Origin of the sequence: Arthrobacter sp. ZGTC412, from assembly GCF_002929215.1 — a bacterium.
Classification (GTDB): Bacteria; Actinomycetota; Actinomycetes; order Actinomycetales; family Micrococcaceae; genus Arthrobacter.
In genome coordinates this window covers 199,598-220,499 of the sequence record NZ_PJII01000003.1, presented here as the reverse complement: position 1 = coordinate 220,499, position 20,902 = coordinate 199,598, and the positions used below count along the sequence as shown (strand labels likewise).

The window sequence follows — 20,902 nt, the reverse complement described above, 5'->3', positions numbered from 1 at the left end:
TTGGTTCGGGACACGGGGGTGCCCTATGATTTGGTATCCCCTCTAGTACCCCGTACGGAGAACGTGCACAATGCTGCCCCTTGAAGAACCCTTGAACACCACTGCCCAGATCCAGAACCTTATTCTGGAAAGCGCCGATTTTGAGGGCTTCCTGAACGAACTGGCGCGGTTTTCCGCGCATCAGGTGGCCGGCAACGGCGAGGACGCCCTTTGCGGCATCACCCTGCTCCGCGACCGGAAGGCCGCCACCATTGGCTGGAGCAGCGACTCGGCCCGCGAAGTTGACGAAATCCAGTATTCCTTGTCGCAGGGCCCTTGCCTCACCGCCGCCGAAGAGGACCGCGAAGTCCACGTTCCCGACCTGTTCGAGGAAGACCGCTGGGGCCCGGACTATGCGTCCGCGGTGGCATCACACGGCCTGCGGTCTGTGCTCTCGCTGCCGTTTAATTTGCAAGGCGAGGCAAAGGCCGCACTGAACCTCTACTCCGACGTCCCGTTCAAGTTCGACGAACGCGCCACGGCAAAGGCCAGGGGCTATACAAGGGAAATTTCGCAGGCACTCCGGCTGGCGGTGCGGTTCTCGCTTCATACGGACAGCGCCGCGAATCTCCGGGCAACCCTGGAATCCAGAACCGTCATAGACATCGCCATTGGCATTGTGATGGCACAGAACAGGTGCAGCCAGGAGGCGGCGGTCAGCATCCTCACCGAGGCTTCCAGCAACAGCAACACCAAGCTGCGGGATATCGCAAAATCATTGGTGGACTCCGTCGGGGGCGTGGGTACGCGGACGCATTACCAGGAACCGGGGCAGCGCCAGGCCGACCAAACCGCGTGACTAACGGGTTGTGCCCGACTCCTGCTGGAGGTTACGCTTACCAAGGTTGAGCCGTCGGCCATAGACCCCCTCTTTTGGAGTACCTATGGACCGCGCACTAGATACCCTCGTTAACCTCGATGTCCCCGCGGACCTTGTCCGCATTGACGTCCGGGGGAGCCTGAACCAGGACTCCCGCCCCGGGCTTGTTCAGATCATCCGCCGCATCAGGAGGATGGGGATCCGTTCCCACATCCGGGTTGAGCTTTCCCGCGCTGCCATGGTCGAGTCCGCGGCCCTCGCAGGCCTTCGCAGTGACCTCAACGCCATCGACGCCGGCAGCCTGCCGGGCATTTACGGCTCCGGGGTGTCCCTTGACCTTTCTCCTGCGGGCGAGGACTGGGCTGCAGCGCCTTCCCCCGCCGGGCAACCGCTGACGATCCTCGACGGTTTTTCCGTCGGCGGCGCTGCAGACATGGACGCCCTTGGTTTCACGGCTGCTTTTCCTGGCGAAGCAGAGATCCCGCTGCTGGACCTCACCGGGTTTGAGGTGCTCTGCGGCCGGGCGCTGCATGATTACTCGGATGAGGAACTACTGCTTGCCAGCGACACCCTCTTCACCCTTTTGGACAACCCCGCCGCTTTCCCGGGGTCGGACCTGCTCGGCCGGTACGACGACATCGGTCAGGAGATGCTGCGCCGCCAGCAGGACGCTTCAGCGCCGTTTCCGGCCGCGGAAGGACAGGCTGCCAGCTGAGCACCTATTGACCGGGCGTCACTGAAAGGTTACCGGCGGCTCCTTGCGGCGGTGTCTTCCGGTGTGCCTACGGTAGTGGTGTGCCATACGAGGGGGAAGTAAATCCGCAGGACCGGCGCGGGGCTTCCGGAGTCCGGCTGCTGCAAGATGCCGCTGCCCTTAAACAGTTCTCCCGCCGGGGATTCCTCTCGGGAGCAGGCGTGTCCGGCCTGCTTGCCGCGGACATGCTGCTCACCCGCCAGGTGCAGTCCGCCCGCCAGACGAACCGGATCCTTCCTCTTGCCGACGACTTCGCTGATGCTTACTACGCGGACGCCAGTTGGTTCCTGTTCCCCGGCTATAAAACCAGCTGGGAGGAGGCGCAGTGGATCCTGAACTCCCTCCGGGGCACGCTGAATAAGCGCGCGCGGCTCGCCGCCGTCGGCTATTCCAACCTGGGCCTGGACATCGATGAGGTGGTCATCGCCGTGATTGAGCACGTCCGTGCCCAGAAGCTCACCAAGCTGTTCTTCTACGGACACAGCTTCGGCGGAATGGTGGCCACCCAGGTAGCCGCCCGACTGCTGGAACTCCATGGTGTGGAAGCGGAACTCATCGTGCTGGACTCCAGCCCGTACAGCAAGCACGACGTCCTGGACCAGAGCTGGTTCGACGGCGTGGTGTTCCTCTACGAGCGGGGTTTCCGGTTCCCATCCACCCTGCGCGGCGGGTACGAACTCGGGGAGCGCGTCATCCATAAGGACGAACGGAGCTGGCGGCAGATCCTTGACCAGACGCTCGAGCAACTGTCACCGATCGCGCCGTCCAGCCTGCTCGTCCAATCCGAATCCGCCTACATCTACCACTTTGACGGTACCCGGTTCGCGGACAGGATAGGGGGCGCCAAAATGGCCTACATCGGCAACCGGCGGGATACCACCGTCCGCTATCAAACGGCCGTTGAAGCGTGGTCGGTGGCGTACAAGGCAAACATGGTGTCCAGCGGGCTTCAGACCGAAGGCGCAGCTCCTGCCCACGCCAGCCCGGGCTGGAACCCGAACATCTACCGCCCCATCCTGCAGGAGCTGCTGGACGAGAACTTCCCGCTGCCCCGCGGCGGATCCCGGGTCACCGTCTTCTAGCTGGACCTAGATCTGGTTCTTCAGGTCAGCAACGGAATCCAACACCTGGTTGGGCCGGAAAGGATACGAACCGATCTCTTCGCGCTTGGTGATGCCGCTCAGGACCAGGACGGTGTGCAGCCCGGCTTCCATACCGGCGATGATGTCCGTGTCCATCCGGTCCCCGATCATGGCGGTGGTTTCGGAGTGCGCGTCAATCTGGTTCATGGCGGAGCGGAACATCATCGGGTTGGGCTTGCCCACGATGTACGGCTCCCGGCCGGTGGCCTTGCTGATCAACGCCGCGATGGCGCCGGTAGCAGGCATGGGCCCGTCCTTGGACGGGCCCGTGGCGTCAGGGTTCGTTGCGATGAACCGTGCCCCGGCCAGGATCAGGCGGATGGCCATGGTGATGGCCTCAAAGGAATACGTGCGGGTCTCGCCCAGCACCACAAAGTCCGGGTCCTGGTCGGTGAGGATAAAGCCGGCCTCGTGCAGCGCCGTCGTCAGTCCTGCCTCGCCGATGGTGTAGGCGCGGTTCCCGGACCCAGAACCCTCCACCTGGTTCTTGAGGAACTGGGCGGTGGCAAGGGCTGAGGTCCAGATGTTCTCCTCGGGAACCTCCAGCCCAGAGGCACGCAGCCGCGCGGCGAGGTCGCGTGGCGTGAAGATGGAGTTGTTGGTGAGCACCAGGAAGCGCTTGGACGTGTCCACCCAGCGCTGGATAAGCTCCGCGGCGCCTGGCACTGCCTGGTTTTCGTGGACCAGGACGCCGTCCATGTCCGTCAGCCAGCACTCAATGTCCTGCCCGCTGCGGTATACCGATGGTGACCCTTTAACCTTGTCCGCTTCTGCCATGCCTACCTCCGCCGGTGATGAAAGCCCGAAAGGTCCAGTCTAGTGTTGAGGGGTGAATCAAACGCCCGGTATGACGTCCGAACCCCAACCAGAGCCGGAGCAGCCTGAAGAGGCACCTGCCGGGGAGGTTCCGGGCGAAAAGCCGGAAGTCGGCGTCGGGCCCTGGGAAGGCGAGCTGCCGGAAGGCGACCATTGGGACCCCGATCTCCTCGCGGACGGCGACCGCCGCAATGTGCTGGACAAGTACCGCTACTGGAAGCATGAGGCGATCGTGGCGGAGCTGGACTCCCGGCGCCACAACTTCCACGTGGCCATCGAAAACTGGCAGCACGACCTCAACATCGGCACTGTGGTCCGAACCGCCAATGCGTTCCTCGCCAAGGAGGTGCACATCATCGGCCGACGGCGGTGGAACCGCCGCGGCGCCATGGTCACCGACCGCTACCAGCACGTCCGCCACCACCCCACCGTGGACGACTTCGTTGCCTGGGCCCAGGGGGAGGGGCTGGCGATCATCGGGATCGACATCTTCCCGGACTCGGTGCCGCTGGAAACCTACGAACTGCCCAAAGACTGCGTGCTGGTGTTCGGCCAGGAAGGGCCGGGGCTGACGCCCGAAGTCCACGAGGCGGCCCTCGCCACCCTGTCCATCGAGCAGTTCGGCTCCACCAGATCCATCAACGCAGCCTCGGCGGCGGCCATTGCCATGCATGCCTGGGTGCGCCGGTACGTGTTCAACCAGCACGTGTAGGGTGCGGGTGGTGGGCCCCCGCCCGCAGGGTTCCCTGGCCGCGGAGCGGCTCCGGCGAGGGCCCCGGCCCGAGCTTGCGAGGGTAGGGAGCCGGCGCGGACTTGCGAGGCTAGGGTGCGGGTGGGGCGTAACCCACAGCACTCCCTGCGCGGAAATGGCTAGGATGGTGCTAGCCGTAAGCGGTACTCCAGGGTTACCAGCCCACAGACGAACCTCAGCATAGGAGTCAGCATGCCCATTGCAACCCCAGAGATCTACTCCGAGATGATCGACCGCGCAAAGGCGGGCGGCTTCGCATTCCCGGCCGTGAACGTGACGTCCTCCCAGACGCTGAACGCAGCCCTCCGCGGCTTCGCCGAAGCTGAGTCCGACGGCATCGTCCAGGTCTCCACCGGCGGTGCGGCCTACTGGTCCGGCGCCTCCACCAAGGACATGGTTGCCGGTTCCCTCGGCTTCGCCGCTTTCGCCCGCGAAGTTGCCAAGAACTACAACGTCAACATCGCGCTGCACACGGACCACTGCCCCAAGGACAAGCTGGACAGTTTTGTGCTGCCCCTGCTCGCAGCTTCCGAGGCTGAGGTCAAGGCCGGCCGCAATCCGCTGTTCAACTCCCACATGTGGGACGGCTCCGCCGAGACCCTGCAGGAAAACCTGCGCATCGCCCGCGAACTGCTTGAGCGCACCGCTGCCGCCAAGATGATCCTTGAGGTCGAGATTGGCACCGTGGGCGGCGAAGAGGACGGCGTTGAGCACGAGATCAACGAAAAGCTCTACACCACCGTCGAGGACGCCCTGGCCACCATCGATGCCTTGGGCGCCGGCGAGAACGGCCGCTACATCACGGCACTGACCTTTGGCAACGTTCACGGCGTCTACAAGCCCGGTGGCGTGAAGCTCCGTCCGGAGATCCTCAAGGACATCCAGGCGCAGGTGGGCGCGAAGATCGGCAAGGACAGCCCGTTCGACCTCGTGTTCCACGGCGGCTCGGGCTCGTCGGACCAGGAAATCGCCGACGCGGTCTCCTATGGCACCATCAAGATGAACATCGACACCGACACCCAGTACGCCTACACGCGTCCCGTGGCCGATCACATGTTCCGCAACTACGACGGCGTCCTGAAGGTTGACGGCGAAGTTGGCAACAAGAAGACCTACGATCCCCGCGTCTGGGGCGCCTCGGCCGAAGCCGGACTGGCAGCCCGCGTGGTCGAAGCTACCAAGCAGCTCGGATCCGCCGGAAAGACCTTCTAGGAATGTCCGACGAGTTCCGCAAAAACCTGATGGGCCCCGAGCCCACGCTGCTGCCTGCTGAGACTGAGGTCTACCAGCAGCTGGAAGCGGGCGAGGAAGCCCTTGATCTCGTAGCCAAGCACCCTACGTCCTCGCTGTTGTGGGCCGTGCTCGCCGAAGAGGCCTGGGATGAGGGACGGACCATCGACTCCTACGCTTACTCACGGGTGGGCTACCACCGGGGACTGGACTCGCTGCGCCGCAACGGCTGGCGCGGCGTGGGACCCATTCCGTGGGAGCATGAGCCCAACCGTGGCTTCCTGCGGGCGCTGTACTCCTTGGGTCGTGCATCTGCCGCGATCGGCGAAGCGGAGGAGCCGGAGCGGATCGAAAAGTTCTTGAACGACTCCGACCCGGCAGCGAAAGCAGCCATCGAAGGCTGACCTGAAGGTTAAAGTTCGACGGCGGGCGGTCACCTTTTCCGAAAAAGGTGACCGCCCGCCGTCGTTACCGGTGAGATGGGCCCACGTCCGCAGGGTTCCCTGGCCGAGCTTGCGAGGTTAGGGTGCGGATGGGGACTTCTGGAGCCCGGTCCGTGCCATCGCGTCGGCGTAGGCCACGCGCATGTCCTCGAGGTACTCCTCCTGGCGGGCAGGAGAACCGGCGAAGGCGCGGCCGCTGAGGGAGCGCACCTTGTAGGTCTTTAGGCCGCGGCGCCAGAGCAGCGGCACTTCGGTCTTCAGCAGCAGGTTGGCCAGGCGGTTGGCTTCCGTGCCGTGTGCCACGATCACCGAAGCGCGCGGAACCAGTGCCAGGAACTTGAGCAGCGGCTTGAGACCGGCGGAGATCTGGTCCGGGGTGAACTTCCCGTTGGGCTCTCCGGCGATGTGCCAGGGGTGGACGTTCCACGGCATAACGAACTCGGGACGCAGCCCGAGCTTCCACTGGATGCCGAGCATCCGGGTGGCAGCGTCATGGTCTCCGGGGGTGATGAAACCGGACTGGTCGGCCTCGCCGATGTTGGAGTACAGGCTGATGATGCGGCACTCGTCGACGTCGTGCATGGGGTCCACGTAGGGCACCACCGTGCCGGGCTTGGCTCCCTGCAGGGAATCGCACAGTTCGTTGACGGCTGCAACATTGGGTTCGTAGCGGCGGCTCAGAAGTTGATCATGAAAGGATTCGGGTGCCAGGGCTGTCATGTAGTGCTGGATCTCCTGCGGGGATTGGTGTTGCTGCCACCTCGGAAAATGGGCGCACGATGGCGCAGACATCCGCGGTGGTTGAAATGGGGTGGACCGATTCCTGGTCGGCCTTTACCAGTTTAGCAAGCTCCGCAAAACGAAACGCCGGTCCCGCGCACCCGATCCAGGCGGGGCACGGAACCGGCGTTCCCGTTACGTGTCTTTTGGCTACCAGAGCCGCTTGGTGGCCCGGCGTGCGCCCTCGCCCAGTGATTCCAGCTTGGCGAACGCGATTTGCGGGTGGACCCTGCCGCCGAGGCCGCAGTCGGTGGAGGCGATGACGTTCTCGCGGCCCACAACCTCGGCGAACCGGACAATCCGGTCGGCCACGAGGTCCGGATGCTCCACCACGTTGGTGGCGTGGGAGACGATGCCTGGGATGATGACCTTGCCCTCGGGAAGCTTGGTGTCCTCCCAGACCCGCCACTCGTGTTCGTGGCGCACGTTTGCGGCCTCGAAGGAGTAACCGCCGGCGTTGATCTGGAGCATGGTCTCCACCAGGTCCGCAAGGGGAAGGTCGGTAGTGTGCGGGCCGTGCCAGGAGCCCCAGCAGAGGTGGAAGCGGACCTGCTCCTCGGGAAGGCCGCGGAGGGCGTAGTTCAATGCCTCCACGCGGATCTGCGTGAACGTGAGGTAGTCTGCGACGCTCGGCTCGGGGCTGATCTGGTCCCAGTTCTCGGCGATGGAGGGATCGTCGATCTGCAGGATCAGGCCGGCGTCAATGATGGCCTTGTACTCTTCGCGGAGCGCATCTGCGCAGGCGTAGATGTACTCCTCCTCCGTGGCGTAGTACTCGTTGGTGATGCGTGAGGCGCTGCCGGGGGAGAGTGCTGCAACAAAGCCTTCCGTGAGCCCGGTGGCGGCCAGCCCCGCCTTCAGGTTGGCGATGTCGGAGGCGACCGCTTCCTGGCCGGTGTAGACGAGCGGTCCGGTGACCTTCGGGAACGGCTTGGGTCCACCCGTGAAGATTCCGCTGGTGGGATCGTTGTAGGCCTCGGAGAAGATAGTGCGGTCACGGCGGTGGATGAAGCCCGTCAACTGGACGTTGCCCGGAGTGGATTCCTTCGGTTCAACGGCCCACTTGGCGTCGTTGTCCAGCTCCAGCCCGCCCATGCGCGCGAAGGAGTAGGACCACCAGGCGCCGTAGTCCACCGAAGCGGACATGGCGTGCCCGTACTCGCCGTCGTTGGGGATATCTACGCCGAGGCTTTGCTGGCGCTGGACCAGGTCCACTACGGAAGCGGTGAGGAGTTCGTTGTAGCCCCCGACGTCGGCAGGGTTCTGCTCGCGTGCGGCATTGGCGGCGATGAGCTCAGCGGTGCGGGGCAACGAACCTGCGTGGGTGACGCGGATATGGCTTGTGTTCAAGGTCATGCTGGAATTTCCCTTCCATCGGTCCTGGCAGTAGCACCTTCGCAGGCAGGATGTACCTGCACTTTGGGGTTGCTGCGGCGTCAACGATCCAGGTCTCTCGGCCGCTCCGGATGGTTTACTCTCACTAAATCCAGACGGCTCCCCGGGAGCAAATCGGCCTCGGATTGTGTCGGAACGCTAAGGGGCGCAGAAGCGGCCTTTCAGAACGTAATAACTGAATGCGCATTACTGTTATGTCCATTGACAGGTTTGGTTCAGGTTGGTTGGCTTTTGTCACAGCCCGCGATGGGGGACATGGCGGGCTGGCCGCACCTAATGCACTCGAAAGAGGTACCGCACCGTGAGAAATTCCCTGGCAACCTTCAGGACCCTGGCAGTTTCGGGAGCCCTGGCTCTGGCCGTAGTGGCAGCGCCCGCTCCGGCCATCGCAGTGGGCGAAGGCCCCAATTATGACGGCAACGGCCAGATCACCACCTCCAAGCTGGCCTCTTACGACCAGATGGTCTCATTCCTCAAAGACCAGGACGCCCGCCAGCCCGCCATGGAGCTGGAAGTCATCGGCCAGACCGTGAAAGGCCGGGACATCCACCTGGTCAAGTACATCTCGGATCCAGCCAAGCCCACCATCCTCTACCTGACCCAGCAGCACGGCAACGAGCAGCTCACCACCGAAGGCGCGTTGGAATTCGTCAAGCACCTGGGCACCGGAAAGTCGGGGGATGTTCTCGACGGCGTGAACATCCTCATTGTGCCGATGCTCAACGCAGACGGTGCGATGGGAGACGTGAACTTCCCGCTGGACGATTACCTGGCCAAGGGTGACCGCAACATGACGCGGTACAACGCCGAAGAGGTGGACCTCAACCGCGACCATGTGGCCAAGGTCCAGCCGGAAACACAGGCGCTCCACAACAACGTGATGAGCAAGTACAAGATCGACTACATGATCGACCTGCACCACCAGGGCACCCGCAGCCAGCGTGACGGCGAGCTGGTGTCCGGGTCCATCCTCTACCCCACCACGCCCAACGCCGATCCCGCTGTGGTGGAGAAGTCCAAGCAGTTGGGCTCCGTCGTTTTCCACAACGTCGACTCCACCGGCTGGGGCCACCTGGGCAAATACGTGGGCGGCAGCGCCGAAACCATCAGCCGTAATGGCATCGCCGTGGAGTATGGGATCGCGACGCTCCTGTTTGAGATGCGCGGCATGTCCGACCACTACCTGGACGGCTACGCCCTGGGGCTCCGGAGCAATGGCTACCTGATTAAGCAGACGGTCACCACCCTGACGGCCACCGCCGCCGCGATTGCGGACGGATCAATTACCGACGCCGATACCTCCTTCTGGGACGGCCTGACCACCCAGACCTCCCGTCCGGGCGAGGAAGCCGACGACGAATAGCATCACCGCTGACAGTCCGCCGCGGTCCTTCACCGGTGCAGGGTCCTTTGCCCTGCAAGAAGGACCGCGGCGGCCCAACGAGTGGACAAAGTAACTGATCGGCTAAACTTGGGTGGTAAGAGCCCCGGAACTCTTGCGTCGCTGTGCTGCCCCGCAGACCAGCGAAGGCCGGTCCATCCGGGGCATTCTGATGAACGGCGCTGTGCCAGACCTGCCACATCGTGGCGGGGCCCGGGCAGCCCGAACGAATGGGGGAGGATCCCATGCCAGCAATTGTGATCGTAGGAGCCCAATGGGGCGACGAAGGAAAAGGCAAGGCGACCGACCTGCTGGGCGGCCGTGTTGACTACGTCGTCAAGCCCAACGGCGGCAACAACGCCGGGCACACCGTCGTCGTAGGCGGTGAAAAATACGAACTCAAGCTGCTTCCGGCAGGCATCCTCAGCCCCAATGCGGTACCTATTATCGGCAACGGCTGCGTGGTCAACCTCGAGGCACTCTTCCAGGAGATCGAAGGCCTTCAGGCCCGCGGCGCCGACACCTCAAAGCTCCGCGTCTCCGCGAACGCCCACCTTGTCGCTCCGTACCACCAGGTGCTGGACAAGGTGACGGAGCGCTTCCTCGGCAGCCGCGCCATCGGAACCACCGGGCGCGGCATCGGCCCTGCGTACATGGACAAGGTGGCCCGCCTGGGCATCCGGGTCCAGGACGTTTTTGACGAGTCCATCCTCCGCCAAAAGGTGGAAGGTTCCCTGCGCCAGAAGAACGAACTCCTGGTCAAGGTTTACAACCGCCGTGGTGTCCTGGTGGATGAGATCGTGGAGTACTTCCTGTCCTTTGCCGAACGGCTCCGCCCCTTGGTCATCGACAGCACCCTGGTCTTGAACACGGCCCTGGACGAGGGCAAGGTTGTCCTGATGGAAGGCGGCCAGGCAACATTTTTGGACGTGGACCACGGAACCTACCCGTTCGTTACCTCTTCCAACCCCACCGCGGGCGGTGCGTCTGTGGGTTCGGGCATTGGACCCACCCGCATCTCCCGCTCCATCGGGATCATCAAGGCCTACACCACACGCGTCGGCGCCGGCCCGTTCCCCACGGAACTCTTCGACGAGATGGGCTTGTACCTGCAGAAGACCGGTGGTGAATTCGGTGTCAACACCGGCCGGCCGCGCCGCTGCGGCTGGTACGACGCCGTCCTGGCCCGCCATGCCTCCCGCGTCAACGGCTTCACGGACTATTTCGTCACCAAGCTGGACGTGCTAACCGGCATCGAGCAGATTCCGGTGTGTGTGGCCTACGACGTGGATGGTGTGCGCCACGACGAGATGCCCATGACACAGACCGAGTTCCACCACGCGGTGCCGATCTTCGAATACTTCGAGGGCTGGACTGAGGACATCACCGGTGCGCGGACCCTGGCGGACCTGCCGGAGAACGCACGCAACTACGTCCTGGCCCTGGAGAAGCTGTCCGGCACGCGCTTCTCCGCAATTGGTGTGGGCCCGGACCGGGACCAGACCATCGTGGTGAACGACCTCATCAACGTTTGACGCTTCAGAAATTACGACGGCGGGCCACCTTGCGAAGGTGGCCCGCCGCTGTTGTTTGGCCGGGTCAATTTACACAGGGTTTACGCGGCAGGTCTTGTCAGGCGGCGGGCGCAGCCGCGAGACTCTTTGGTACACCCGGTGACCTAATCACCGATCGTTCGACCACAGCCGCGGAATACGGGCCAGCCCAATCGCTGGTGCCGGCGGGCGCCGATGACGTTGCCCGACGGACCGCAAATTGGGCAGTACCCGCAGAACGGAAGGATTCGTTATGGCCGGAAAGTTCGAAGCATTTGTTGATCAAGATTCGTTTTTCAGGTTCCGGCTGCTGGCGCCGGATGGCTCAGTGATGGCTGTCTCTGGCCCCTTCGAGGACAAAGCCGCCCTTGCTGCCGGAATTACTGCCGTTCGTGAGTGCGCCGGCACCGGGCTGGTCACCGACCTCTGTCCGGCCGGCGCTGTTGCGCGTCCGGCCCCCGCGGGGGCTCCTGTGTTTGCGCCGGCGGCCGCCCCGGCTGACTGCGAGGACCGGCGCACTCCCGCCGGGCACACGTTCGTTTTGGCAAAAGGACCACGCCGGCAGGGAACCAAGCCCCGCTGGACCACTGCAGTTGCCCGTTGAAGGTACCGCCAAAAAGTTTTTGAACTTTTTTCCTGCAAGGCGTACCCCTTGATATGCCTGCAGCGATTACCCCTATGTAGCGCCGGTCTGGAACTTGTCCCCCATCACGTTCCAGGCCGGCACTTTCTCTTTCCGGGGGCAGGGGCAGCTGGTTCAGCCAGCCGCAACGCACGTGTGGCGGGCATAGGCATCGGTTACTGAGCGGTAAAGTAATGCAGGGAAAAGGCGTTCCGCGAACGGAATCCAGCCTTCCCCTCAAATAAACCCCTCTCTGACTGAAAGCGCTATGTCCGTGACTGATGCACTGACAGGCGGGGCCCTGCGGGATCAAGCCGCCGGGGCGTCCGTCTTCAGCGTCGTTTACCGGACTTATGCATCACAGGTCCTGGGCTATCTCACCGCCCGGGGAGTCGAAGATCCGGAGGCGGCCATGCAGGAAGTGTTCCTCTCCGTCCTTCCACGGCTCGACACCATCCACGGAGGTGCCGCGGGACTCCGTACGTTTATCTTCTCCGTCGCCCACGCGCGAATGGTTGACGACCATCGACGCCAGAGCCGTACGCCCTCCAAGCTGCCTTTTGAGCCCGAATTGGACCACCGGAAGGACCCATCTGCCGAAGCGGAAGCCCTCGAGCGTATTTCGCCACGCGAGGTCCTGAACCTGCTGGACGGGTTGCCGCGGGATCAGCGCGAGGTCCTGGCCCTTCGCCTCGTTGCCGGACACACCGTCGAGCAGACAGCTGAAGTCATGGGCAGGACCGCCGGCGCCGTGAAGCAGCTTCAGCGGCGTGCGCTGGGGAAACTCCGGGAACTTTCGGCAGTGAAGGAGTACCTGAGGCCATGACCCAAGCCAATCAGCTGCCGGAAATTGTGGAGGAAATGCTCCTCGACGCCGGACAAAGGCAGAACTCCGAGCTTCGCGCCGCCCTTCTTGCGCTGGGATCGCTGGCTTCGCTGCCCGCTCCGGCCCCGTCCGGGGAACTTGCCGTGCTGCTGGCGGAATCCGAGGACGAGTCCGCTGGCGGTCCGGGTGGCAGGAGCGGTATTTCGGACAGCGGACCCGGGGACGATCTCGCGGAGCGCCGGCGGATTCGGGCACACCGGCCCACTGTGGTTGGCCTCGCCCTGATAGCCGGGATGGGGCTTGGCGTGGGCGGAGTAGCCGCCAGTACTCCGGTCCCAGGACACTCAGGCAGCCCCTCCATCCAACACCTTCTTGAAGGCTGGGCTCCTGCCTGGAGTCTTCTTGTGCCGAACGCCCTTGAGTCCGGACTGCGGGATGCTCTGGACGGACACGACGCAGAAGCGGCGGTGCAGGATGTATTGCCGCCAGGTGTCAGCGAAGAAAACGTCACTGGCGGTGGATCCGCCGTGACCGCTCCCGCCGCGGAGGATCACTCTGCCACACCCCGCGTCCCGGAAGTCCCGGTACCGAACACGCCCGGCCAAGTGACGCAAGGAAACGCCGAGGCACAACGAGGCGGCGGGGAAGGCTTGGCCACGGATGCCGGGAAGAGCGACGCGGGAGCTGCCGGGAGGGAAAGCCAAGGCGCTGGTGGGCTCCCGGAGCAGGCAGTGGGCCACGGAGCCGGCGCCCAGCGCGAGTCAAAGCACGTGGCTGGAGCGGTCCCGGGGGCACGGGCAGATACGGTGCCGGGAGCCATCAGGCAGGGTGCGAACGCCGCCGGGGCGCCCGTCAAGGCTCTGCCCGGGACGAAATGGCTGCAGAAGTTCACCCGGTAACCGCCACGGTGGCGTCCGTTGACCCGGCCTCCCTTCCCGGCCAGCTAGGCTAGGCGCATGGGGCACAAAAATGATCCTGCCGTCGTCGAACGCCTGATGCGGACCAAAGGTCGGTGGGCCATCGTTGGCCTCACCACCAATGAATGGCGGGCAGCCTACGATACCTCGCTTTTCGTCCGCGACCGCCTGGGGATGGAGATCATCCCTGTCAATCTTCCGGGTGAGCCGGTGCATGGGGAAGCCGGCTACCGGAGCCTGGGCGACATTCCCGCTGAGAAGCATCCCATCGACGTCGTTGACTGCTTTGTGAACTCCCAGAAAGTGGGGGATGTGGTGGACCAGGCGATCGCGGTAGGGGCGAAAGCGGTGTGGCTTCAGCTGGGGGTTATCGACAAGGATGCAGCCGAGCGGGCCAAGGCCGCCGGGCTGGACGTCGTGATGGACACCTGCCCCGCCCAGCAGGCCTGGAAATACAACCTCGGACACGCTCGGCGCATCAGCGCTGTAGAAGCTCCGGATAATGCCGCTCCGTGACGTCGGGGTGGGCGCGCATCCTGCCCTTGAGCATATTCATCCCGAACGAGGCCAGGAGCGGGTTGGCGGGGTCGTCGGAAATGCCCCGCGCTTCGGCCTTCAATTCGGGCGGCAGGGGGACGGGGTCGATCACGGCATCAAGCCGGGGAGACCAGAAAAACGGGACGGAGTACCTGTCCACACCAGGGGGCGGCGCCTGCACCCGGTGGATGGTGGCCACCAGATAACCTTCCGTGGCTACCTCCAGCATTTCGCCCAGGTTCACCACCAGGGCTCCCGGGATAGGCTCCACAGGCGCCCACTCGGTGGCCCCGGGCGGCAGGACTTCCAGCCCGCCTACATCGTCCTGCAGCAGGAGCGTGACAAAGCCGTAGTCGGCGTGCGAGCCGACGCCCTGGTCACCTGCGGCCGCCACTACTCCGCCCACGTAGTGCACCAACTTGCCCATCCATGCCGGGGAACCCTGGAACGGCTCGTCGAAATAGTCCTCCGGCAGCTTCAAAGAGACGGCGATGGCCCGGAGCAGCTCCATTCCCACCGCTGACATCAATGTCGCCCAATCCATGGCCGCCGGCTTCAGCTCCGGGAAGGAGTCCTGGGGCCAGAGGTTCGGGCCCTGAAGCAGCCAGTATGGCTGGTCAGACGGATAATCCGTTACCGGCTCCCGTTCGGGGGAGTAGTCGATCTGCTCGCGGGCATCCGCCCGCCCCTGAGTCACCTCAGTGCCCATCCGGGTGTAGCCGCGGAAATGGGGTGAAAGCCTGTTGTCCAGTTTCATCCTCTCCTCGAGCGGCAAGGCAAAGAACCGCCGAATCGCGTCCAGCAAGTTCTCGGCTTGGCCTGGCGCGGCGCCATACCCGGTGATCTGGAAAAAGCCCACATTGTGGGTGGCGTACCGAAGCTGCTCAATGAAGTCCGGGCTGAATGAGCCGTTGGCCTGCCGTGCTCTGCCCAGGTCCAGAACAGGTATGGCCCCCTGATCGTGTGACATCCTCGCAGACTAGCACCGGAGGAGCCGGCTTTATAGGCTTCCTGCATGGACCCTGCTGCACTGAGGAAAATCTGCCTCTCGTTTCCCGGCGCGTACGAGGACTACCCGTTCGGGCCGGAGACAGCCGTATTCAAGGTCCGTGCAGATGTTGCCGGCGGTGCGCGGCATGAGGCCAAGCTCTTTGCCTTGTCCTCGATGGACGCCCAGGACTTTTACGTGAACCTCAAGTGCGAGCCGAACCTGGCTGTTCAGCTCCGGGCAGCGCACCCGGAGATCAGCGGGGCGTGGCATATGAACAAAACGCATTGGAACGGCGTCCGCTTGGACGGCGGACTGCCGGACGACATAGTCAGGGATATGGTGGAGGACTCCTATGACCTGGTGGTGGCAGGCCTCAGCAGGAAGCAGCAGGAACAGCTCGGGTGGGCACGCCTGGCAGGGACCAGGGGCGAAAATCTGTGAGGATCAAGCGCAAGACAGGCGGCGATTTGAACTGGCGCGGCGGACTGAGCTACCCCGGCATCGGGGGCACGGAGCATGGTGCGGCGCCGGAGGGCTACGCGACTGTGCTTGAGGAGGTTCACCTTGGCAGCGGCATGAGCGCTTACCAGCAGGTGGCTGCCGGGATCCTGTCATGGGAGTTGCAGCGGCGGGCAGGCCTCCGCGTCCGCACTGATTCGCCGCGTGTGGTGCCCCGAGCCCGGGTGGTGAGCGGCTTCGGCGTCGGGCCCTTTCGACTGGACGCGCCCTGCGAGGTGGTGTGGGTCCGCGAACCCCTGCCGGTGGGCATGCCCCAATCGGCCGGATTCGGGTACGGAGCGCTGCCCGGGCATCCGGCCCGGGGCGAAGAATCCTTCGAGGTGGTAATCAACGGAGATGCCGAGGTCCTCCTTCGAATCCGGGCATTCAGCAAACCGGGCAGCTGGTTTTACGCAGCCGGCAGTGTGGTCACCCGGGCAGCGCAGCGTCACGTTACTTCCCGGTACATTGAAGGGGCACGCCAACTCGCCGCGGAAGGACAATCCCCGTGATCTTTATCGTCGTTAAGTTCAAGGTCAAGCCCGAATGGTCAGAGCGTTGGCCCGGACTGGTGGCCGGCTTCACCCAGGCCACCCGGCAGGAGCCGGGCAACCTGTGGTTCGACTGGTCCCGGAGCGTGGAGGACCCGAACGAATACGTCCTGGTGGAAGCGTTCAAGGACGACGCCGCAGGCGAGCACGTCAACAGCGCACACTTCAAGCAGGCCATGGCGGACATGCCCCAGGCCCTCGCCGAGACTCCCCGGATCATCAGCCGCCAGCTCGACGGCGACGCCTGGGACCGGATGGGTGAGCTCACCATCTAGAACCCCATCGGTTGCTCCGTAACTGCCCTTGTGAGACTCCAGAACGGCGATTACGGAGCAATGGATAGCATGAAGGCATGTGGATCGGCTGGATCGAATTCGACATCCTCCTGGGCGACGTCCAAAGCCTGAAGGAGAAACGCGCCGTCATCAGGCCCCTGCTCGCGGAGATCAAGCGCCGCTACGACGTCTCCGTCGCTGAGGTGGGCTATCACGACCAGTACCGGCGCTCGCAGGTGGGCGCCGGCCTGGTGGCAGCGGACCGGGCGCACCTCGTGGAGGTGCTCGACGCCGTCGAACGCCTTGTGGCCGGAAGGCCCGAAATCGAGCTGCTGAGCGCACGGCAGCGGGACCACCACAGCGAGGACTAGACCAATCGACTGCTCCATATGCGCCGTTATGAGGTCCCAAAAGGGCGCCTACGGAGCAATGGATGAGGGGTGTGGATAACTTCTCCCCCCTTCGCCCGGGTTCTGCTGAGATGAACCCATGAAAACCGCACGCCCGCTGCCGAGTGACTTCCTTGACCGCCCGTTCACCACTGTGGAAGCGGCCCGCGCCGGGGTGTCACCCAAACAATTGCGGCACCCAGCTTTGGCCAGCCTGGGAAAGGGGATCAGATCGGGATGTCCGACGGCGGAGCTCCCGTTGAGTGTCAGGGTGCGGCCTTTCATCGAGGTCAACGAGCGATGCGCCGCGTCGCACCTCACCGCGGCTGAGCTCCTGGTCCTGCCGCGACGTCAGGAGAAGGAGACTCCGGAGATGTTTCACATCATCAGGCCCGAGGGCGCGGCCCATCTCAACAGGCCGCATGTTATCGTCCACCGAATGAAGCTCTACGACGACGAAGTCACGGTGCATGAGGGTATTCCCGTCACCACGCCCGAGCGGACCTGGCTGGATCTTGCTGAAGTTCTCAGCCTGGATGCCCTTGTGGTGGCCGGGGACAGTTGCGTCCGCGTGCCGAGGCCGGAGCTTGAGGGCCGGGCCCTGCCGCTTTGCTCCATCGAAGACCTTCAGCGGATGATCGACCGGCACAAGGGCAAACGCGGTATCCGTAAGGCAAAAGAAGCTATACAGCTCATCAGGGTCGGGTCCGATTCCCCGCAGGAGACGCTACTCCGGTTGGCTATGGGGCGGGCCAGCCTGCCCGAACCCGAGCTGAATGTGCCCATCATTGACGACGCAGGCAGACGGCATCATGAGCCGGACCTGAGCTACCGCAAATACCGGATCGGGATCGAATACGAGGGAGAGCACCACGGCGAAGAAGGGCAAATCGTCCGGGACATCGCCCGCTCAGAGCGGTACGAGGCCTTGGGTTGGACGGAAGTCCGGATCTCTAAAAGGCACATGCTCAACGATGCCAAACCGGCGGTTGCCAAGATTCGTACTGCCCTCATCCAGGCAGGGTGGCGGTTGCGGGGTTAACGAACGATTGCTCCGTAACTGCCGTTCTGAAGGTTCAAAAGGGCAGTTACGGAGCAATCGATGGAAAAGGCTAGCCGAAGTACTTCGGCAGCGTGGCCTCGTGGGCTTCGCGGAGGGCGTCCAGGGACAGGCCCGCCACATCGTTGATTTCCAGGGTGCCGCTGGCAGCGTCCACCACGCCGATCCGGGTGTGGGCGAAGCCGCGGGCGGTGCACATGTCCGTGAAGCGGACTTCCTCCGAGCGGGGGACGCCCACAACGGCACGGCCCTGGGACTCGGAGAAGAGCGCCGTGAACAGGTCCACGCCGTCCCGGTCCAGAACGTCCTGCAGGGCGATGCGGGCACCTACGCCGTAACGCAGCGAGGACTCCACCAGGGCAGCTGCGAGGCCGCCCTCGGAGAGGTCGTGTGCGGAGTCGATCATGCCGTCGCGCGAGGCGTTGATCAGGATCTCACCCAGCGCACGCTCGGCGCCGAGGTCAACCTTCGGAGGCTGCCCGCCCAGGTGGCCGCGCATGTTGGCCCATTCGGAACCGTCCAGCTCGGCAGCCGTGGTGCCCAGCAGGTAGATTGCCTGCCCGTCCTCGCGCCAGCCCGACGGCGTGCGCCGGGCGACGTCGTCGAGCTTGCCCAGTACTGCCACCACAGGGGAGGGGTGGATCGGCGTGGTGCCGGTCTGGTTGTAGAGGGAGACGTTGCCGCCGGTGACGGGGATGCCCAGCACCATGCAGGCGTCGGACAGGCCGCGGATTGCTTCGGCGAGCTGCCACATAACGTCCGGGTCCTCGGGGGAGCCGAAGTTCAGGCAGTCGCTGACGGCCATGGGGACGGCGCCGGAGGTGGCAACGTTCCGGTAGGCCTCGGCCAGCGCCAGCTGGGCGCCGTGGTACGGATCGAGGTAGGTGTAGCGGCCGTTGGCGTCGGTGGCCAGGGCCACGCCCAGGCCGCTTTCCTCGTCCACGCGGACCACACCGGCGTCATCGGGGAATGCCATGGAGGTGTTGCCGCCTACGTACCGGTCGTACTGATTGGTGATCCAGGACTTGGAGCACATATTCGGCGAGGCCACCAGTTCGGTGACGGCCTTGGCCAGTTCGGCCGGAGCGGACGGACGGCCTGCGTCCTGTACGGAGCCAGTGAAGGAGTCTGCCTGCACGGCGTCCTGCCACTCGGGACGGGCGAACGGGCGGTCGTAGACCGGGCCGTCGTGCGCTACGGTGCGGGGATCGACGTCGACAATCACCTCGCCTTCCCAGGTGATGATGAGGCGGCCGCTGTCCGTCACCTCGCCCAGCCAGGCATACTCGACTGCCCACTTGTCCATGACCGCCTCGAACGCTTCCACGTTCTCGGGGGTGACCACGGCCATCATGCGTTCCTGCGACTCGGACATCAAAATTTCGCCCGGGGTCAGCGTGGGGTCGCGCAGCAGCACGGAGGTCAGCTCAACCGCCATGCCGCCGTCCCCGTTGGAAGCCAGTTCTGAGGTGGCACAGGAGATGCCTGCGGCGCCGAGGTCCTGGATGCCTTCAACCAGTGAGCCCTTGAACAGTTCCAGGCAGCACTCGATCAGGACCTTCTCGGCGAACGGGTCGCCCACCTGGACGGCCGGACGCTTCGAAGGCTTGGTGTCGTCGAAGGACTCGGAAGCCAGCACGGAGGCGCCGCCGATGCCGTCGCCGCCGGTGCGGGCACCGAAGAGGACCACTTTGTTACCCTTGCCGGAGGCGTTGGCCAGGCGAATGTCCTCGTGGCGCATGACGCCCACGGCCAGGGCGTTGACCAGCGGATTGCCCTGGTACACGGAGTCGAACACCATTTCGCCGCCGATGTTCGGCAGGCCCAGGGAGTTGCCGTAGCCACCGATGCCGGCAACGGCACCGTGCATAACTCGTGCTGTGTCCGGGTGGTCGATGGCGCCGAAGCGCAGCGGATCCATCACGGCAACGGGGCGGGCGCCCATGGAGATGATGTCGCGGACAATGCCGCCGATGCCGGTTGCGGCGCCCTGGTAAGGCTCAACGAACGACGGCGAGTTATGCGACTCGATCTTGAAGGTCACGGCCCAGCCGTCCCCCAGGTTGGTCACGCCGGCGTTCTCGCCTATGCCCACCAGCATGTCCTTCTTCATCTCCGGCGTCACCTTTTCGCCGAACTGGCGCAGGTGGTTCTTGGAGGACTTGTAGGAGCAGTGCTCGCTCCACATCACGGAGTACATGGCGAGCTCGGCACCCGTGGGGCGGCGGCCCAGGACCTTGACGATCTCGTCGAATTCGTTGCGCTTCAGGCCCAGTTCGGCCCAGGGCAGTTCAGTATCCGGTGTCTTCACGGCGTTCTCGACAGTGTCGATGTTGAACTTCTTGGTGGTTTCGATGCTCACTTGTCGCCTCCCACAATCTTGGTCAAAACGGAGGTGAAGAAGCCCAGCCCGTCGGTGTCGGACCCGCCGACGCCGTCAAGCGACTCTGGGCCGAATCCGGCCTCAACGGCGTGTTCGGGGTGCGGCATAAGGCCCACCACGTTGCCAGCCGCGTTGGAGATGCCGGCAATGTCACGGCGTGAGCCGTTCGGGTTGAAGCCCACGTAGCGGAACACCACACGGCCCTCAGCCTCGAGCGCGTCCAGGGTCTTGTCGTCCGCGAGGTACTGGCCGTCCTGGTTCTTCAGCGGCACAGTGATTTCCTGGCCTGCCTGGTAGTCCAGCGTCCACGCGGTGTTGCTGTTCTCGACGCGCAGGACCTGGTCACGGCACATGAACTTCAGGTGGTCGTTCTTGATCATCGAACCGGGCAGCAGGTGCGACTCGGTGAGGATCTGGAAGCCGTTGCAGATGCCCAGCACGGGAAGCTTGGCGTCGCTGTTGGCGGCGTCGATGATCCTGGACATCAGCGGTGCGAAACGCGCGATGGCGCCGGCGCGGAGGTAGTCGCCGTAGGAGAAACCGCCGGGAATCACGACGGCGTCCACGTCACCGAGCTCGGTGTCGGCATGCCAGAGCTCGACGGCGGTGCCGCCGGCGAGCCGGACCGCACGGGCGGCGTCGCGGTCGTCGAGGGTGCCGGGGAACGTGACGACGCCGATCCGGGCACCCGCGAGGCGCGGTTCGACGGCGACGGCGATGGACTCGCCGATCAGGGGAAGTTCAGTCAT

The 20,902-nt window shown here is 64.3% G+C and carries 23 protein-coding genes; 17 read left to right on the top strand and 6 right to left on the bottom strand.

Annotated elements, in window-relative coordinates; genetic code table 11:
- Positions 1-70: 70 nt before the first annotated feature.
- The 3 genes from CXQ88_RS05960 to CXQ88_RS05950 all read left to right on the top strand — a co-directional run bounded on the left by CXQ88_RS05960 (position 71) and on the right by CXQ88_RS05950 (position 2,695).
- Entirely contained in the window at positions 71-838 is a 768-nt protein-coding gene (locus tag CXQ88_RS05960) for a GAF and ANTAR domain-containing protein (RefSeq protein ID WP_104043236.1), read from the top strand.
- An 85-nt stretch (positions 839-923) separates the two neighbouring features.
- Positions 924-1,574, top strand: a complete 651-nt coding sequence (locus CXQ88_RS05955) for a hypothetical protein (RefSeq protein ID WP_104043235.1) — start codon at positions 924-926, stop codon at positions 1,572-1,574.
- Between the two features lie 80 nt (positions 1,575-1,654).
- On the top strand, positions 1,655-2,695 hold the full coding sequence (locus CXQ88_RS05950) for a thioesterase domain-containing protein (RefSeq protein WP_104043234.1): 1,041 nt from the start codon (positions 1,655-1,657) through the stop codon (positions 2,693-2,695).
- Between the two features lie 6 nt (positions 2,696-2,701).
- Here CXQ88_RS05950 and CXQ88_RS05945 read toward each other — a convergent pair whose 3' ends face one another.
- Positions 2,702-3,532, bottom strand: a complete 831-nt coding sequence (locus CXQ88_RS05945; RefSeq protein WP_104043233.1) for an HAD-IIA family hydrolase — start codon at positions 3,530-3,532, stop codon at positions 2,702-2,704.
- Positions 3,533-3,602: 70 nt separating this feature from the next.
- Here CXQ88_RS05945 and CXQ88_RS05940 point away from each other — a divergent pair, with 70 nt between their 5' ends.
- The 3 genes from CXQ88_RS05940 to CXQ88_RS05930 all read left to right on the top strand — a co-directional run bounded on the left by CXQ88_RS05940 (position 3,603) and on the right by CXQ88_RS05930 (position 5,956).
- The gene (locus CXQ88_RS05940) at positions 3,603-4,283 is read left to right on the top strand and encodes a TrmH family RNA methyltransferase (RefSeq protein ID WP_373637708.1); all 681 of its coding nucleotides are present in this window, start codon (positions 3,603-3,605) and stop codon (positions 4,281-4,283) included.
- A gap of 231 nt (positions 4,284-4,514) precedes the next feature.
- A complete protein-coding gene (gene fbaA, locus CXQ88_RS05935) occupies positions 4,515-5,534 on the top strand; it encodes a class II fructose-bisphosphate aldolase (protein WP_104043231.1) in 1,020 nt (339 codons plus the stop codon).
- A 2-nt stretch (positions 5,535-5,536) separates the two neighbouring features.
- Positions 5,537-5,956 carry a DUF3151 domain-containing protein gene (locus CXQ88_RS05930; RefSeq protein ID WP_104043230.1) on the top strand — a complete coding sequence of 140 codons (420 nt, stop codon included), beginning with the start codon at positions 5,537-5,539 and terminating at the stop codon, positions 5,954-5,956.
- A gap of 117 nt (positions 5,957-6,073) precedes the next feature.
- Here the strand turns inward: CXQ88_RS05930 and CXQ88_RS05925 are convergent, their stop codons facing one another.
- Together CXQ88_RS05925 and CXQ88_RS05920 are read right to left on the bottom strand one after the other, a co-directional pair.
- Positions 6,074-6,715, bottom strand: a complete 642-nt coding sequence (locus CXQ88_RS05925; RefSeq protein WP_104043229.1) for a uracil-DNA glycosylase — start codon at positions 6,713-6,715, stop codon at positions 6,074-6,076.
- 210 nt (positions 6,716-6,925) lie between these two features.
- Entirely contained in the window at positions 6,926-8,131 is a 1,206-nt protein-coding gene (locus tag CXQ88_RS05920) for a cobalamin-independent methionine synthase II family protein (RefSeq protein ID WP_104043228.1), read from the bottom strand.
- A 340-nt stretch (positions 8,132-8,471) separates the two neighbouring features.
- On the opposite strand from CXQ88_RS05920, the gene CXQ88_RS05915 reads away from it, so the two are divergent.
- From CXQ88_RS05915 to CXQ88_RS05890, 6 genes are all read left to right on the top strand, one after another.
- Positions 8,472-9,533: a M14 family zinc carboxypeptidase gene (locus tag CXQ88_RS05915; protein WP_104043227.1), complete on the top strand. Its 1,062-nt coding sequence runs from the start codon at positions 8,472-8,474 to the stop codon at positions 9,531-9,533.
- Positions 9,534-9,796: 263 nt separating this feature from the next.
- On the top strand, positions 9,797-11,086 hold the full coding sequence (locus CXQ88_RS05910; RefSeq protein WP_104043226.1) for an adenylosuccinate synthase: 1,290 nt from the start codon (positions 9,797-9,799) through the stop codon (positions 11,084-11,086).
- A gap of 271 nt (positions 11,087-11,357) precedes the next feature.
- The gene (locus tag CXQ88_RS05905) at positions 11,358-11,708 is read left to right on the top strand and encodes a YegP family protein (protein ID WP_104043225.1); all 351 of its coding nucleotides are present in this window, start codon (positions 11,358-11,360) and stop codon (positions 11,706-11,708) included.
- 292 nt (positions 11,709-12,000) lie between these two features.
- On the top strand, positions 12,001-12,552 hold the full coding sequence (locus tag CXQ88_RS05900) for an RNA polymerase sigma factor (protein ID WP_104043394.1): 552 nt from the start codon (positions 12,001-12,003) through the stop codon (positions 12,550-12,552).
- The gene (locus tag CXQ88_RS05895) at positions 12,549-13,451 is read left to right on the top strand and encodes a hypothetical protein (RefSeq protein ID WP_104043224.1); all 903 of its coding nucleotides are present in this window, start codon (positions 12,549-12,551) and stop codon (positions 13,449-13,451) included. Before CXQ88_RS05900 ends, CXQ88_RS05895 begins: the two co-directional genes overlap by 4 nt.
- A gap of 57 nt (positions 13,452-13,508) precedes the next feature.
- The gene (locus CXQ88_RS05890) at positions 13,509-13,985 is read left to right on the top strand and encodes a CoA-binding protein (RefSeq protein ID WP_104043223.1); all 477 of its coding nucleotides are present in this window, start codon (positions 13,509-13,511) and stop codon (positions 13,983-13,985) included.
- Here CXQ88_RS05890 and CXQ88_RS05885 read toward each other — a convergent pair.
- Positions 13,948-14,976: an isopenicillin N synthase family dioxygenase gene (locus tag CXQ88_RS05885; RefSeq protein WP_104043222.1), complete on the bottom strand. Its 1,029-nt coding sequence runs from the start codon at positions 14,974-14,976 to the stop codon at positions 13,948-13,950. The genes CXQ88_RS05890 and CXQ88_RS05885 overlap by 38 nt on opposite strands.
- A gap of 45 nt (positions 14,977-15,021) precedes the next feature.
- Here CXQ88_RS05885 and CXQ88_RS05880 point away from each other — a divergent pair, with 45 nt between their 5' ends.
- The 5 genes from CXQ88_RS05880 (at position 15,022) to CXQ88_RS05860 (ending at position 17,752) form a co-directional block, all read left to right on the top strand.
- The gene (locus tag CXQ88_RS05880; protein ID WP_104043221.1) at positions 15,022-15,438 is read left to right on the top strand and encodes an MmcQ/YjbR family DNA-binding protein; all 417 of its coding nucleotides are present in this window, start codon (positions 15,022-15,024) and stop codon (positions 15,436-15,438) included.
- Positions 15,439-15,440: 2 nt separating this feature from the next.
- On the top strand, positions 15,441-16,007 hold the full coding sequence (locus tag CXQ88_RS05875; RefSeq protein ID WP_373637715.1) for a DUF1990 family protein: 567 nt from the start codon (positions 15,441-15,443) through the stop codon (positions 16,005-16,007).
- A complete protein-coding gene (locus CXQ88_RS05870; protein ID WP_104043220.1) occupies positions 16,004-16,321 on the top strand; it encodes a putative quinol monooxygenase in 318 nt (105 codons plus the stop codon). The genes CXQ88_RS05875 and CXQ88_RS05870 overlap by 4 nt, the downstream gene beginning before the upstream one ends.
- 77 nt (positions 16,322-16,398) lie before the next feature.
- A complete protein-coding gene (locus CXQ88_RS05865) occupies positions 16,399-16,692 on the top strand; it encodes a DUF503 domain-containing protein (RefSeq protein WP_104043219.1) in 294 nt (97 codons plus the stop codon).
- Between the two features lie 118 nt (positions 16,693-16,810).
- Entirely contained in the window at positions 16,811-17,752 is a 942-nt protein-coding gene (locus tag CXQ88_RS05860; RefSeq protein ID WP_258061703.1) for a hypothetical protein, read from the top strand.
- Positions 17,753-17,822: 70 nt separating this feature from the next.
- Here CXQ88_RS05860 and purL read toward each other — a convergent pair whose 3' ends face one another.
- Positions 17,823-20,132 carry a phosphoribosylformylglycinamidine synthase subunit PurL gene (gene purL, locus CXQ88_RS05855; RefSeq protein WP_104043218.1) on the bottom strand — a complete coding sequence of 770 codons (2,310 nt, stop codon included), beginning with the start codon at positions 20,130-20,132 and terminating at the stop codon, positions 17,823-17,825.
- The gene (purQ, locus tag CXQ88_RS05850) at positions 20,129-20,902 is read right to left on the bottom strand and encodes a phosphoribosylformylglycinamidine synthase subunit PurQ (protein WP_104043217.1); all 774 of its coding nucleotides are present in this window, start codon (positions 20,900-20,902) and stop codon (positions 20,129-20,131) included. Before purQ ends, purL begins: the two co-directional genes overlap by 4 nt.

Excerpts from the sequence above, each read along its gene's own strand:
- CXQ88_RS05960 (WP_104043236.1), top strand. The coding sequence starts at position 71 with ATGCTGCCCCTTGAAGAACCCTTGAACACCACTGCCCAGATCCAGAAC.
- CXQ88_RS05955 (WP_104043235.1), top strand. The coding sequence starts at position 924 with ATGGACCGCGCACTAGATACCCTCGTTAACCTCGATGTCCCCGCGGAC.
- CXQ88_RS05945 (WP_104043233.1), bottom strand. The coding sequence starts at position 3,532 with ATGGCAGAAGCGGACAAGGTTAAAGGGTCACCATCGGTATACCGCAGC.
- CXQ88_RS05940 (WP_373637708.1), top strand. The coding sequence starts at position 3,603 with ATGACGTCCGAACCCCAACCAGAGCCGGAGCAGCCTGAAGAGGCACCT.
- fbaA (WP_104043231.1), top strand. The coding sequence starts at position 4,515 with ATGCCCATTGCAACCCCAGAGATCTACTCCGAGATGATCGACCGCGCA.
- CXQ88_RS05930 (WP_104043230.1), top strand. The coding sequence starts at position 5,537 with ATGTCCGACGAGTTCCGCAAAAACCTGATGGGCCCCGAGCCCACGCTG.
- CXQ88_RS05925 (WP_104043229.1), bottom strand. The coding sequence starts at position 6,715 with ATGACAGCCCTGGCACCCGAATCCTTTCATGATCAACTTCTGAGCCGC.
- CXQ88_RS05920 (WP_104043228.1), bottom strand. The coding sequence starts at position 8,131 with ATGACCTTGAACACAAGCCATATCCGCGTCACCCACGCAGGTTCGTTG.
- CXQ88_RS05910 (WP_104043226.1), top strand. The coding sequence starts at position 9,797 with ATGCCAGCAATTGTGATCGTAGGAGCCCAATGGGGCGACGAAGGAAAA.
- CXQ88_RS05905 (WP_104043225.1), top strand. The coding sequence starts at position 11,358 with ATGGCCGGAAAGTTCGAAGCATTTGTTGATCAAGATTCGTTTTTCAGG.
- CXQ88_RS05895 (WP_104043224.1), top strand. The coding sequence starts at position 12,549 with ATGACCCAAGCCAATCAGCTGCCGGAAATTGTGGAGGAAATGCTCCTC.
- CXQ88_RS05890 (WP_104043223.1), top strand. The coding sequence starts at position 13,509 with ATGGGGCACAAAAATGATCCTGCCGTCGTCGAACGCCTGATGCGGACC.
- CXQ88_RS05885 (WP_104043222.1), bottom strand. The coding sequence starts at position 14,976 with ATGTCACACGATCAGGGGGCCATACCTGTTCTGGACCTGGGCAGAGCA.
- CXQ88_RS05880 (WP_104043221.1), top strand. The coding sequence starts at position 15,022 with ATGGACCCTGCTGCACTGAGGAAAATCTGCCTCTCGTTTCCCGGCGCG.
- CXQ88_RS05865 (WP_104043219.1), top strand. The coding sequence starts at position 16,399 with ATGTGGATCGGCTGGATCGAATTCGACATCCTCCTGGGCGACGTCCAA.
- CXQ88_RS05860 (WP_258061703.1), top strand. The coding sequence starts at position 16,811 with ATGAAAACCGCACGCCCGCTGCCGAGTGACTTCCTTGACCGCCCGTTC.
- purQ (WP_104043217.1), bottom strand. The coding sequence starts at position 20,902 with ATGACTGAACTTCCCCTGATCGGCGAGTCCATCGCCGTCGCCGTCGAA.